The 12,135-nt window shown below is 63.3% G+C and carries 12 protein-coding genes and 2 pseudogenes; 11 read left to right on the top strand and 3 right to left on the bottom strand.

The genetic code is table 11. From position 1 onward, the window contains the following. Positions 1-15 precede the first annotated feature (15 nt). From PAB09_RS11095 to PAB09_RS11070, 6 genes and pseudogenes are all read left to right on the top strand, one after another. Entirely contained in the window at positions 16-738 is a 723-nt protein-coding gene (locus tag PAB09_RS11095) for a response regulator transcription factor (RefSeq protein WP_271033708.1), read from the top strand. Next, a pseudogene (locus PAB09_RS11090) lies at positions 735-1,830 on the top strand (sensor histidine kinase); the annotation flags it as partial. The gene PAB09_RS11095 and the pseudogene PAB09_RS11090, both read left to right, overlap by 4 nt. Positions 1,831-1,994: 164 nt before the next feature. Next, on the top strand, positions 1,995-2,327 hold the full coding sequence (locus PAB09_RS11085) for a heavy-metal-associated domain-containing protein (RefSeq protein WP_271033707.1): 333 nt from the start codon (positions 1,995-1,997) through the stop codon (positions 2,325-2,327). 50 nt (positions 2,328-2,377) lie between these two features. Then, a complete protein-coding gene (locus PAB09_RS11080; RefSeq protein ID WP_271033706.1) occupies positions 2,378-4,639 on the top strand; it encodes a copper-translocating P-type ATPase in 2,262 nt (753 codons plus the stop codon). A gap of 53 nt (positions 4,640-4,692) precedes the next feature. Next, positions 4,693-5,355: a DUF305 domain-containing protein gene (locus PAB09_RS11075; RefSeq protein WP_271033705.1), complete on the top strand. Its 663-nt coding sequence runs from the start codon at positions 4,693-4,695 to the stop codon at positions 5,353-5,355. 87 nt (positions 5,356-5,442) lie between these two features. Next, the gene (locus PAB09_RS11070; protein WP_011266046.1) at positions 5,443-5,571 is read left to right on the top strand and encodes a dehydrogenase-fragment; all 129 of its coding nucleotides are present in this window, start codon (positions 5,443-5,445) and stop codon (positions 5,569-5,571) included. A 5-nt stretch (positions 5,572-5,576) separates the two neighbouring features. Here PAB09_RS11070 and PAB09_RS11065 read toward each other — a convergent pair. Further along, positions 5,577-5,834: pseudogene (locus PAB09_RS11065) on the bottom strand (IS6 family transposase); the annotation flags it as partial. A 125-nt stretch (positions 5,835-5,959) separates the two neighbouring features. Here PAB09_RS11065 and PAB09_RS11060 point away from each other — a divergent pair. Together PAB09_RS11060 and PAB09_RS11055 are read left to right on the top strand one after the other, a co-directional pair. Beyond that, positions 5,960-6,403, top strand: coding sequence for a hypothetical protein (locus tag PAB09_RS11060; RefSeq protein ID WP_271033704.1), 444 nt, complete (start codon positions 5,960-5,962; stop codon positions 6,401-6,403). Positions 6,404-6,898: 495 nt separating this feature from the next. Further along, positions 6,899-7,066: a hypothetical protein gene (locus PAB09_RS11055; RefSeq protein WP_271033703.1), complete on the top strand. Its 168-nt coding sequence runs from the start codon at positions 6,899-6,901 to the stop codon at positions 7,064-7,066. A 106-nt stretch (positions 7,067-7,172) separates the two neighbouring features. Here PAB09_RS11055 and PAB09_RS11050 read toward each other — a convergent pair whose 3' ends face one another. After that, a complete protein-coding gene (locus PAB09_RS11050) occupies positions 7,173-7,427 on the bottom strand; it encodes a hypothetical protein (RefSeq protein WP_271033702.1) in 255 nt (84 codons plus the stop codon). Between the two features lie 57 nt (positions 7,428-7,484). Between PAB09_RS11050 and PAB09_RS11045 the strand changes: the two genes are divergently transcribed. Continuing rightward, on the top strand, positions 7,485-8,408 hold the full coding sequence (locus PAB09_RS11045) for a condensation domain-containing protein (RefSeq protein ID WP_271033701.1): 924 nt from the start codon (positions 7,485-7,487) through the stop codon (positions 8,406-8,408). Further along, the gene (locus PAB09_RS11040) at positions 8,362-9,375 is read left to right on the top strand and encodes an alpha/beta fold hydrolase (protein WP_271033700.1); all 1,014 of its coding nucleotides are present in this window, start codon (positions 8,362-8,364) and stop codon (positions 9,373-9,375) included. The genes PAB09_RS11045 and PAB09_RS11040 overlap by 47 nt, the downstream gene beginning before the upstream one ends. On the opposite strand, the gene PAB09_RS11035 is transcribed toward PAB09_RS11040, so the two are convergent. Next, a complete protein-coding gene (locus tag PAB09_RS11035) occupies positions 9,372-10,289 on the bottom strand; it encodes a carbohydrate kinase family protein (RefSeq protein WP_271033699.1) in 918 nt (305 codons plus the stop codon). The genes PAB09_RS11040 and PAB09_RS11035 overlap by 4 nt on opposite strands. A gap of 118 nt (positions 10,290-10,407) precedes the next feature. Here PAB09_RS11035 and lysS point away from each other — a divergent pair, with 118 nt between their 5' ends. Next, positions 10,408-11,982 carry a lysine--tRNA ligase gene (gene lysS, locus PAB09_RS11030; RefSeq protein WP_271033698.1) on the top strand — a complete coding sequence of 525 codons (1,575 nt, stop codon included), beginning with the start codon at positions 10,408-10,410 and terminating at the stop codon, positions 11,980-11,982. Positions 11,983-12,135 lie beyond the last annotated feature (153 nt).

Here is a 12,135-nt window from a genome sequence, read left to right as displayed (position 1 = left end):
GCGATACTGGGGTCTATGGCTGACCGCACACCGACCACCGCCACGCCCCCGGGGCGGGTGCTGGTCGTCGATGATGAACAACCCCTGGCTCAGATGGTGGCCTCCTACCTCATCCGGGCCGGCTTCGACACCCGCCAGGCGCACACCGGCACCCAGGCCGTGGACGAGGCCCGTCGCTTTTCCCCCGATGTTGTGGTGCTGGATCTGGGGCTGCCCGAACTCGACGGCCTGGCGGTGTGCCGACGGATCCGCACCTTCTCGGACTGCTACATCCTCATGCTCACCGCGCGTGGCAGCGAGGACGACAAGATCAGCGGTTTGACCCTGGGGGCGGATGACTACATCACCAAACCTTTTAGCATCCGGGAACTGGTGACCCGGGTGCATGCGGTGCTGCGCCGCCCGCGCACCAGCACCACCCCACCGCAGGTGACCACCCCCTTGATTGTTGGTGACCTCATCCTTGACCCCGTCGCCCATCAGGTGCGGGTGGGGGAGACGACCGTGGAGCTCACCCGCACGGAGTTCGAGCTGCTGGTTGCCCTGGCCCTGCGCCCCGGCCAGGTGCTGACCCGCCACGACCTGGTCACCGAGGTCTGGGACACCAACTGGGTCGGTGATGAACGCATCGTCGATGTCCACATCGGCAACTTGCGTCGCAAGCTCGGCACCGACACCCGGGGCCGGGGGTTTATCGACACCGTGCGTGGCGTGGGCTACCGGGTGGGGCAGCCATGAATCACAGACCCGGCCTGACCTTCCGCTTCCTGGCCGCCCAGGTGTTGGTCGTGGTGATTAGCCTGCTGGTGGCCGCGGCCGTGGCCACGATGGTGGGCCCGACCCTGTTCCATGATCATATGTTGATGACCGGCCGGGAGGACCCCTCGCTGGAGCTGTTCCATGCCGAGCAGGCCTACCGGGACGCCAACCTGATCACCCTGGCCGTCGCCCTGCCCACCGCCTTGATCAGCGCCCTGCTGGCCAGCCTGTGGTTATCGCGTCGCCTGCGCACCCCCCTGCAGGATCTCACCCGCGCCGCTACCAGCCTGACGGCCGGCAACTACCGTATCCGCGTGCCCGCCGGAGAAGCAGGCCCCGAGGTCACCACCCTGGCGCATGCCTTCAACACCATGGCCGACCGGCTGGAACACCCCGAACAGGTCCGCCGCCAGATGCTCTCTGATCTGGCCCACGAAATGGGCACCCCCTTATCGGTGCTCACGGTCTACCTCGATGGTCTCCAGGACGGGGTCGTGGACTGGAATAATGCCACCCACACGATCATGGCTGACCAACTCACCCGCCTGACCCGGTTGATGGAAGACATCGACGATGTCTCCCGGGCCCAGGAACACCGGATCGATTTGGACCTGGCGGAGGAAGGGCTCGGGGATCTGCTCCATACCGCCGCTGCTGCCGCGGGGGAAGCTTATGCTGATAAAGGCGTCGATTTACAGGTCGAGACCATTACGGACACCGCCCGGGTGCTCGTGGACCGGCAACGCTTCGGCCAGGTGATGAGCAATCTCCTGTCGAACGCGCTACGGCACACCCCGGCCGGCGGGCAGGTCCGGATCAGCGTCCACCGACAGGGAGCGTCCACCGCGCTCATCCACGTCGCCGATGACGGCGAGGGCATCCCACCTGGCCAGCTCGGACACATCTTCGAACGCTTCTACCGGGGGGGATGCCGCCCGCAGCCGGGACAACGGCGGGGCCGGTATCGGTCTGACCATCTCCAAGGCATTGATCGAGGCCCACGGCGGCACTCTCACCGCCACCTCTCCTGGCCCCGGTGCCGGATCGGTCTTCACCATCCGTCTTCCCCTGCACCAGGAAAACGTGTCCCTGATGCTCAGTGACCCCACTCCCCGGGGACAATAATTCTGATGACCTCGGCAGCGATCCGTATCAACCCCTTGACAATACCCCATGGGGGTATACGATGGGAGGGGAAACCCCGCCTGATCCCCCGATCCCACAGGAGCGATCCGATGACCACCCCGACTTCCTCCTTGCTGCCGCTGGCCTCCGACGGTTGTGGATGCTGCGCGTCCTCTACACCGTCCGCGACCGTCTCCGCCCCGGCCGTGGCCGCGGCAACCGACGCAACACCTGAAGGTCCCACCACCTACCAGGTCACAGGCATGACCTGCGAACACTGCGCCGGCAACGTCACCGAGGCGGTGAGCGCTCTGCCCCAGGTCGACGACGTCCAGGTCGACCTCATCGCCGGTGGGGTCTCCATCGTCACGGTCACGGGTTCCGTGCCCCTGGAAACCGTCCACCGGGCAATTGAAGAGACCGGCTACACCGTCTTGTCCTGATCGATTCACCCATCATCTCGACCCCGACCGGGTTGAGCGAAAGGAACCTCATGAGCACTCCCCACCACCACGGTGATCACCCCACTCCGGAAACAGACCACACCCACCACCACGGTGATCACCCCGCTCCGGAAACAGACCACACCCACCACCCGGATCATGCCGGTCACGAGCACCATGCGGATGCCGCCACCCACGGCCATGCCCTGCCGCACGATCATCCGCATTCCGCTGTCGATGAAGAACACCAGGTCCACAGTCACGGTGAACACGCCGGCCACAGCGCCGCGATGTTCCGGGACCGCTTCTGGTGGTCGCTGATCCTGTCGGTTCCGGTGGTGTTCTTCAGCCCGATGTTCGCCGACCTGCTGGGATATAATATTCCGGAGATTCCGGGAGCCTACTGGATTCCTCCGGTCCTGGGCACGATCATCTTCCTCTACGGCGGCACCCCCTTCCTCAAGGGCGCAATGACCGAGCTGAAATCCCGCCAACCGGGCATGATGCTCCTGATCGCCATGGCGATCACCGTGGCGTTTATCGCCTCCTGGGTCACCACCCTGGGGCTGGGCGGGTTCCACCTAGATTTCTGGTGGGAACTGGCCCTGCTGGTGACCATCATGCTGTTGGGCCACTGGCTGGAGATGCGCGCTCTTGGTGCAGCCTCCTCCGCGCTTGACGCGCTGGCAGCGCTCCTGCCCGATGAGGCCGAGAAGGTCGTCGACGGGACCACCCGCACCGTAGCGATCTCAGAGCTGGCCGTCGACGATGTCGTGCTGGTCCGAGCCGGTGCCCGCGTCCCGGCCGACGGGACCATCATCGACGGAGCGGCCGAATTCGATGAGTCCATGATCACCGGTGAATCCCGACCCGTCTACCGGGATACCGGTGAGCGCGTGGTGGCCGGCACCGTGGCCACCGACAACACCGTCCGTATCCGGGTGGAGGCCACCGGTGGGGACACCGCCCTGGCAGGCATCCAGCGCATGGTCGCCGATGCCCAGGCCTCCTCCTCCCGGGCCCAGGCCCTGGCCGATCGAGCCGCAGCCTTCCTGTTCTGGTTCGCCCTGATCGCGGCCCTGATCACCGCCGTGGTCTGGACCATCATCGGCAGCCCCGACGATGCGGTAGTCCGCGCCGTGACCGTGCTGATCATCGCCTGCCCGCACGCCCTGGGCCTGGCCATCCCGCTGGTCATCGCGATCTCCTCCGAGCGCGCCGCGAAATCCGGGGTGCTCATCAAGGACCGCATGGCACTCGAGCACATGCGCACCATCGACGTCGTGCTCTTCGACAAGACCGGCACCCTGACCGAAGGCGCACACGCCGTCACCGGCGTGGCTCCGGCCACGGGTATCGCCGAGGGTGAGCTGCTGGCCCTGGCCGCCGCCGCTGAGGCCGATAGTGAGCATCCCGTGGCCCGGGCGATCGTGGCTGCCGCGGCCGCACACCCGGAGGCCTCACGCCGCCCACTGCGCGCAACCGGTTTCACCGCCGCCTCCGGCCGCGGGATCCGGGCCACTGTCGATGGCACCCAAATCCTCGTGGGTGGGCCGAACATGTTGCGCGAATTCAGTCTGACCATCCCGGGTGAGCTCACCGACATCACCGGTTCCTGGGCGCAGCGAGGCGCCGGAGTGCTCCACGTCGTCCGCGACGGTGAGATCATCGGTGCCGTGGCCGTCGAGGACAAGATCCGCCCCGAATCCCGCGCGGCGGTGCGCGCCCTGCAGGCCCGCGGGGTGAAGGTAGCGATGATCACCGGTGACGCCACCCAGGTCGCCCAGGCAGTGGGCAAGGATCTGGGGATCGATGAGGTCTTCGCCGAGGTTCTGCCGCAGGACAAGGACACCAAGGTCACCCAGCTGCAGGAGCGCGGTCTGAGCGTGGCCATGGTCGGCGACGGTGTCAATGACGCCCCGGCCCTGGCCCGAGCCGAGGTCGGTATTGCGATTGGCGCGGGTACAGATGTGGCGATGGAGTCCGCCGGGGTGGTCCTGGCCAGTGATGATCCCCGGGCCGTGCTGTCGATGATCGAGCTCTCCCATGCCAGCTACCGCAAGATGGTCCAGAACCTGGTCTGGGCGACCGGGTACAACATCGTGGCCGTTCCCCTGGCCGCCGGTGTGCTCGCCCCCAGCGGTGTGCTGCTTCCCCCGGCGGCCGCCGCCATCTTGATGTCCCTGTCCACGATCATCGTCGCCCTCAACGCCCAGCTGCTACGCCGGATCGACCTGGACTCGGCTCACCTGGCTCCGACCGACGGGAAGGAGGAGAAGGCTGCTGTGAGCTCTGCAGCCCCCGTCCGCTGACTTTCAATCCTTCATCGACTCCCCCCATACACAACCTCCGAAAGGGAACCCCCATGAAGCGCACCATCACCATCGCCGCTCTCGCCTTGACCTCCACCCTGGTTTTGTCCGCCTGCGCAGATAACACTGAGGGAGAAAACACCGACACCACGACCATCGCCACTACGTCCGCCCCCGACACCACCGAAACGACCGGGGCCACCACGGATCCTGAGACAGAGACGGGGGCGGCCGGAGAGGTCTCCACCGAGCACAATGACGCGGACATCATGTTCGCGCAGATGATGATCCCGCATCACCAACAGGCCGTGGAGATGAGTGAAATCCTCCTGGCCAAGGACGATATCCCGGCCGAGGTCATCGAGTTCGCCCAGGGTGTTATCGATGCCCAGGGCCCGGAGATCGACCGGATGAATACCATGCTCGAGACCTGGGAAGAAGATCCGGTCACCGGTGATATGGGTGAGATGGACCATGGCGGGATGAGTGGAATGATGAGCGAGGAGGACATGACAGCCCTCGAGGACGCCCAGGGCACCGAGGCTGCCCGGCTCTACCTTGAGCAGATGACCGCCCACCATGAGGGCGCGGTCGATATGGCCCGCGATGAGGTCACTGATGGCCAGAACCCGCAGGCCATCGCTCTGGCTGAGCAGGTCATTGAAGATCAGGAGGCCGAGATTGCCGAGATGGAGCAGATGCTCAATGAGCTCTGAACAAGGACATTCCCCGACCACCCCAGATGAGAAACACGACCATACGACCATCGGGCCAAACCAGGATTTCCGGGAAGGACAATCAGCATGCCGAATAAAATCAAGGTTGCAGTAAACGGGTACGGTGTCATCGGTAAACGTGTAGCCGACGCGGTGAGAGCCCAGGAGGACATGGAACTCCTCGGGGTCAGCGACGTCACCACCGATTACCGATGACACCGTACCCGGATATAGGTCTCATCCACCCGCCAGGAACTGGTCTGCCAGTCAGGTACCTGCCGGTACCACCGAGTGTGCTTGTCCAGCTCAGGGGCGTATTTCTGGACCCAGCGGTGAGAATCGTGGTGTGATCGACCGGCACGCCCTGCTGAAGTCATCATTTCCTCCAGATTGCGGTAGCTCACCCCGTAGCGGCAGTACCACCGCACTGCCCACAGAATGATGTCACGGGGGAAATGACGACCGGAGAAGGTACCCATGGCTGTGGTTATTTCACGTCGCTCTTCCTACTGCCCCAACTTTGCAACAGCACCCTCTAGAATTAGCTAGGTCAGAGTATCTTTACTGGCATCGTTGCTCGGCAATAACGAAAGGCCTGTCAATTATGACGAGTATCCATGGACGCGATCCGGAGCAGTGGCAGGAGCTTGTCTCTGCAGCGGTCACATCCTTGAAGCGAACCGCACGCCTGGGGCGCAGCTCCAACTACACCGATCTCAATCGGGAGATCAGTGCAAGCACGGGCCAGCCAGGTTTTGATTTCTCATCCCCCGAGGGGAGAAACGCCATGGGTGACCTGCTCGGCTATGTGGTGGAACAAACCTATAACGAGCACCCAGAACAGAAGGTCATGCTCTCATCGTTGGTGATGTACCTCAACGAAAACAAGCCGGGCAGCGGTTTTTACAACTTGGCGACCAGCATGGGCTTACTACCTCGTGATGCCTCCCCCGAGAAGAAAGAGCAGTTTTGGATCGACCAGTATAATGCTGCTCTCGCCCTTTACAGCTCGAAGAAGCGTCGACATCCACGCCGAGATAATCCCTGAATCAGAGCAGGCACCCTGGTATCACGTCACATCACTAATCCCCACCTCGCATGTGAATTGCTCCCCAGGTGTTGGTGTCTGATTTCTCGGTCCAACTTCCGGGGAGCAGTTCACTTCGGACCGGTGCCCCGGCTTGGTCAACTCCAGGCTGGATAAATGCTTTTGCAGACGCTTGGACATCGGAAGGAATGTCCCCAGCGTGAGGCCTCCCGAGAAAACTGCACCGGCGACGGGGATGGCCTTAGCTACCCCGCTAGCGAATAGTTTCTTAGTCATACTCACCCCGAGAGGTGATGTTGCGGCGATGCAGGCAGTGGTTACAGGCATCGTTCAAGTGGCACAAATCTCGCCCTTGGCTGACCTCGGCAACCTAACTGGGGTAATCGAGGCAATGGACGATCCCGAAGCAGTATTCGAACGGTAGGTATACCCAAAACCATTCTTGAAGTTGCCGTCCTTCCCCAATATCAACACAGAGGAATAGGGCGAAGACTGGTGGAGTATGCCGAAGAAGAATTTGAAGCTGCGGGAGCTACCTTGTCTCTGGCATTTGTAGATGAAAGATCACCAGAGAGCACTCATCATTTCTGGAAGAAGATGGGATACACAGCTGGAAACAAGAACAGAAAAATGGAGGCCTACGGCCGACTTTGGATTATCTAGCCTTCACTTACAGAAGCTCCAAGCAGGAGCAGAGCAGCTGATCGGGTTGCCAAATGCATGGATGTTTTCCAGCTATATTCCTCACGGACGCTCATGCTATTCCAAATCAGAGGAGTGAGCGTACAGTCGCCAGCAGGGAATCAGCAGCTAGTACTCCTTCCGAACGATGTTGGGAAGTTTCAGCAACAGATATTTCCTTTCGTACATTTTCGAGTCGACAGCAAATATTATCGATTTCCTCTTCATATCTCTCTAGCTGAGTTCCAACGCCTTTGGTGTACTTCAGCTTGTCCCAAAAAATGATTTGCTCACTGACATCGAAAGATGCATCATTTGCCAACACTTCGACTTCTTCTGTCACTTCCGAGTTTCTTTATCGCCTGAAGAATGTGAACGCAGAATGAGGAAGGCACCGACTATGAGAGGGACCTGCCCATTACGGCGATCCCGACGCAAGTATTACCTGCACAAAGGGCAGCAGGCACTGTGGATCGCCCAGCAACTAAACCCGCACTCCGCGGCCTACCAGTGCGCGGAACTACTCGAATTTGATCACTCGACCAACGTTGCAGGCGGCGTCGATTTTGACCTGCTCGAATCCGTCATCGCCTCCTGCCTGCAACAGGTGCTCGTGTTCCAGTTGCGCTACCACGCACCGGATTATGCCACCGCCCACCCGGCACCCATCGTGGTGCAGCGACAGCATGTGTCTGGCACCCGGGCCCAGGTCCTCGAGTTCGCCCAGCGCACACTCGCAGCGGCTCGCTTTGAGGTACTCGAGTCAGTGGCACTGACCGAGCACTGGCTGATCACCGACGATGAGGGCAGGCAGTACTGGCTGGCGCGGTTCCATCACATCACCGGTGACGGCTTCGCCTTCCACGCCCTTCTCAGCTGGGTGGCGGCCTGCTACAGCGCGGAGGCGACCGCACGCACCCTGCCCCCGCTACCGCTGGAATGGGACTACCTGTACTCCCGCCCCGAGGTGCCGGACCTTCGCGCCGCGCAGACGTGGTGGCACAACAATCCCTCGGCACCGGCGCCCCAGCCGCTGATTGCACCCGGCGCCGACGAGACCCCAATTCAGGCCAGCGTCGTGCTCACCCGGCAGATGCGGCAGCGCGGGCGTGGCCACGACGAGTTCGGGCACATCATCGCGATGGTAGCCCGCCTCGTCGGCACGCTCGGCGGTGGTAGCCTACCTGGTCACCCAGGAGCCAGCCCCAGATCTCGTGGCCAGGATGCAGGCGCATGCGCGCACCCTTCTGCCGGAATACATGGTGCCCAGCGCCTTTATGGCAATCGATTCCTTGCCCGTCACCGTCAACGGCAAACTCGATAGCGCACGCTTGCCGACGCCTACGGTCGCCGACCTGCACACACACCGGCGAGCGCGCACGGCCACCGACCAAGAACGCGCGGTGCTGGGTGCCTTCGAGCACGTCCTCGGCGCGACGGTCGAGGATCCGGAGGCTAACTTCTTCACACTCGGCGGTAACTCGCTGTTGGCGGTGCAGCTGGCCGCCAAGCTGAAAAAGGCTGGGCTCGGGGTAGGCGTGGCGGATGTCTTTGCCAGCCCCACCGCGGCTGGCCTAGCCACTCTCGCCGCTACGGGCGTCGCACAGGATGGGTTCGCGCAGCTCATCTGCCTATCGCCCGGGCGCGACTCACACCGACCGCCCGTGTTCTGCATCTATCCTGCAGGCGGGCTGAGCTCGTCATTTTCCCGGCTGGTGCCCAAGTTGCACCCCGGGCGGGCGGTGTATGGCATCCAGGCGCCGGGGCTGCAAGAACCCGCGGCGAAGGCCGAGTCCATCAAGCAGGCCGCCCGCCTAGCACGCGAGGCTATCGACGAACAATGCGCGGGCGAGATTGACCTCGTGGGCTGGTCGGTCGGCGGGGTCGTAGCCCACGAGATCGCAGCCCAGCGTGGCGCGGTGCGCAGCCTCGTGCTTCTCGACGCATACCCGGCCGAGGTCTGGAAGCAGCTGCCGGAGCCCGAGGACAAGCAACTCTGGCGCGGCGTGGCCGCGCTCAAGGACGTGGTCACCCAGCTCAGCGCGCGTCAACTGCAGGCGGTCAAAGACATGATCGTGCATAACGCCACGCTCATGCGCGCGCATTGCACCTCCCGCTACGAGGGGGTGACGTGGCATTTCACCGCGGCAGCCGACGATCGTGATGCCCGCCTGCGTGCGACAGCCTGGGAGGAATTTACCGCCCGGCTTCGCACCCACAGCTACCCGGTCGCCCACCCGGAGATGGTGGGCGAGAAGGTATTGAGCGAGGTGGCGAAGATTCTGGCCTAGAAGGCCTCCACCTCGGCCGCGGTCGGCGGCTGGGCACCGGTGCGTGAACAGGTAATGGCCGCGGCGGTGACCGCCCAAGCGCCGATCTCCGCCCAGTCCTCGGTGCTAAAGGAGGCCACGGCCTCGCGCACAGCGCCGCCCCGCGCGCCGACGCGGGCCGAGATCTGGGAGAGCAACGAGCCCATGATCGTATCCCCGGCGCCGATCGTGTCCGCCACCGTGATCTGCCGGCCGGGCACGTCGATGGTCGTGGTGCCGCCGAGGACAATGGAGACTCCGTCGCCACCGCGAGTGATCACCTTAATGGGCGCAGAAGGTGAGCCCAGGAACTCCTCCTCCTCGTCGGAAAGCTTGAGCAGATCCACGAAAGGATACAGTGACTCCAAGAAGGCCTTGTGTGCGTCGTGGGCGTAGAACGGGCGGATATTGGGGTCCAACGTGACAAACGTGCCCTGCTGTGACAGGGTTCGCAGCAGGTCCGCGTACCGTGACGCGCCGGGCTCCAAGGCCAGGGAAACCGTGCCGAAGCAGGCGAGATCGGCGGCGACGGTGGCCGGCGGCTCAACCATCCTGTCCGCCGTGCCCTCAATATAAAAGGTGTAGCGCGCCGAACCGTCCTCACCGATCGAGGTCAGCGCCAAGGTGGTCGGCTCGGGCCCGCGCTGGACGAGGGATACGTCCACCCCCTCGGACTCCAAGCGTGAAACCAGCGCCTGGCCGAAGGTATCCGTGGACAACCGGGAAAGGAACTGGACAGGGGCGCCTTGTCTAGAGGCCGCGATGGCGGCGTTGAACGGGCCACCTCCCATTGCCGGTACCAGGGGCGAAAGCGGGGCGGTAGTGGAAGGGACAAGGTCGAAAAGGCCCTCGCCGCACACGAGGACTAGGGGCGAATTCTCGCTGGTGGCAGTCATGAAAGCCAGTCTAATGGGTGTGTAGTTTTCGCGGGGTGGAAAGTGACCGGTTGGGCGTCGGCAAGCAAAAAAGGGGCAGTTGTACCAAAAAGCCCGCCATCGACTACCCTTTGAAGGCGTGACTGACGCAAAAAACACCCCAGCAAATGATGTCCCTGAGCAGCTGCGCATCCGACGTGAGAAGCGCCAGCGCCTGATCGATTCCGGCGCCGAGGCCTACCCGGTGATCGTCGACCGCACCGTCAGCATCACCGACTTGCGTCAGAAGTTCGTGGCCGTTGATGAGGCCCCGGCCGAGCCCGCTGAGGGCGTTACCTACCTGACTCCCGGCGAGGAGACCGACGTCGAGGTCGCCATCGCCGGGCGCGTGCTGTTTATCCGCAATACCGGCAAGCTGTGCTTCGCGGCGCTCCAGGAGGGCAACGGCACCCAGATTCAGGCCATGCTGTCGCTGGCCGAGGTCGGCGAGGAGAAGCTGGCGGCGTGGAAGGCCGACGTGGACTTGGGTGACATCGTCTCCATCCGCGGGCGTGTGGTCTCCTCGCGTCGCGGCGAGCTGTCGATTATGGCCAAGACCTGGCACATGGCCTCCAAGGCGATCCGGCCGCTGCCGGTTGCCTTCGCCGAGATGAGTGAGGATTCGCGGGTGCGTCACCGCTACACCGACCTCATCATGCGCGAGCAGGCCCGCACGAATGCGCTGACCCGCATCAAGGTCATGCGCGCGCTGCGCAACTTCCTAGAGGGCGAGGGCTTCCTCGAGGTGGAGACCCCAATGCTGCAGACCCTGCACGGCGGCGCTGCGGCCCGGCCTTTTATCACCCACTCCAACGCCCTCGACATCGACCTCTACCTGCGCATCGCCCCGGAGCTGTACCTCAAGCGCTGCGTGGTCGGCGGCATCGAGCGGGTCTTTGAGGTTAACCGCAATTTCCGCAACGAGGGCGTGGACTCCTCGCACTCCCCGGAGTTCGCGATGCTGGAGACTTACCAGGCCTGGGGCACCTACGAGGACGGCGCGCGCACCATCAAGAACCTCATCCAGTCCGTGGCCATGGAGGTCTTCGGTTCCACCACCGTCACGCTTGCCGACGGCACCGAGTACGATCTCGGCGGTCAGTGGAAGGAGATCGAGATGTATCCTTCGCTCAACGAGGCTCTGGCGCGGAAGTTCCCGGGGCAGCCGGAGGTCACCATTGACTCCACCGTCGAGGAGCTCAAGGAGATCGCGAAGGTCATCGGCCTGGACGTGCCCGAGAAGGGTGGCTGGGGCCACGGCAAGCTGGTCGAGGAGATCTGGGAGCTTTTGTGCGAGGACCAGCTCTACGGCCCGATCTTCGTGAAGAACTTCCCCGTGGAGACCTCTCCTTTGACACGCCAGCACCGCAGCCAGCCGGGGGTCACGGAGAAGTGGGACCTCTACGTGCGCGGCTTCGAGCTGGCCACCGGCTATTCCGAGCTGGTGGACCCGATCATTCAGCGCGAGCGCTTCGAGGACCAGGCCCGGCTTGCTGCCGCTGGCGACGATGAGGCGATGGTCTTGGACGAGGACTTCCTCGCCGCGATGGAGCAGGGCATGCCGCCGACGGCCGGGTGCGGCATGGGTATCGACCGCCTGCTGATGGCGCTGACCGGATTGGGTATTCGTGAGACTGTTCTCTTCCCGATGGTCAAGCCGGAGCGTGTGAGCTAGTAAACCTGGTTTTACCAGCGCATATAGCTTTAAAGGCCCCGTAGACATGGCGCACTGTCTACGGGGCCTTGTCTAAAGATGCGGGCAGCACCCCGCCCCTTTGCGGCAGCACTCCTCACGGCTTTCAGCATTTCTCTTGGTCCCGGCGCGGCT

Origin of the sequence: Corynebacterium sp. SCR221107, assembly GCF_027886475.1 — a bacterium.
Taxonomy (GTDB): Bacteria; Actinomycetota; Actinomycetes; order Mycobacteriales; family Mycobacteriaceae; genus Corynebacterium.
This window is presented reverse-complemented; position numbering and strand designations above follow the sequence as displayed.

Bases quoted from the DNA above. Each gene is read 5' to 3' on its own strand.
- PAB09_RS11095 (WP_271033708.1), top strand. From the start codon at position 16: ATGGCTGACCGCACACCGACCACCGCCACGCCCCCGGGGCGGGTGCTG.
- PAB09_RS11085 (WP_271033707.1), top strand. From the start codon at position 1,995: ATGACCACCCCGACTTCCTCCTTGCTGCCGCTGGCCTCCGACGGTTGT.
- PAB09_RS11080 (WP_271033706.1), top strand. From the start codon at position 2,378: ATGAGCACTCCCCACCACCACGGTGATCACCCCACTCCGGAAACAGAC.
- PAB09_RS11075 (WP_271033705.1), top strand. From the start codon at position 4,693: ATGAAGCGCACCATCACCATCGCCGCTCTCGCCTTGACCTCCACCCTG.
- PAB09_RS11070 (WP_011266046.1), top strand. From the start codon at position 5,443: ATGCCGAATAAAATCAAGGTTGCAGTAAACGGGTACGGTGTCATCGGT.
- PAB09_RS11060 (WP_271033704.1), top strand. From the start codon at position 5,960: ATGACGAGTATCCATGGACGCGATCCGGAGCAGTGGCAGGAGCTTGTC.
- PAB09_RS11045 (WP_271033701.1), top strand. From the start codon at position 7,485: ATGAGAGGGACCTGCCCATTACGGCGATCCCGACGCAAGTATTACCTG.
- PAB09_RS11040 (WP_271033700.1), top strand. From the start codon at position 8,362: ATGGCAATCGATTCCTTGCCCGTCACCGTCAACGGCAAACTCGATAGC.
- PAB09_RS11035 (WP_271033699.1), bottom strand. From the start codon at position 10,289: ATGACTGCCACCAGCGAGAATTCGCCCCTAGTCCTCGTGTGCGGCGAG.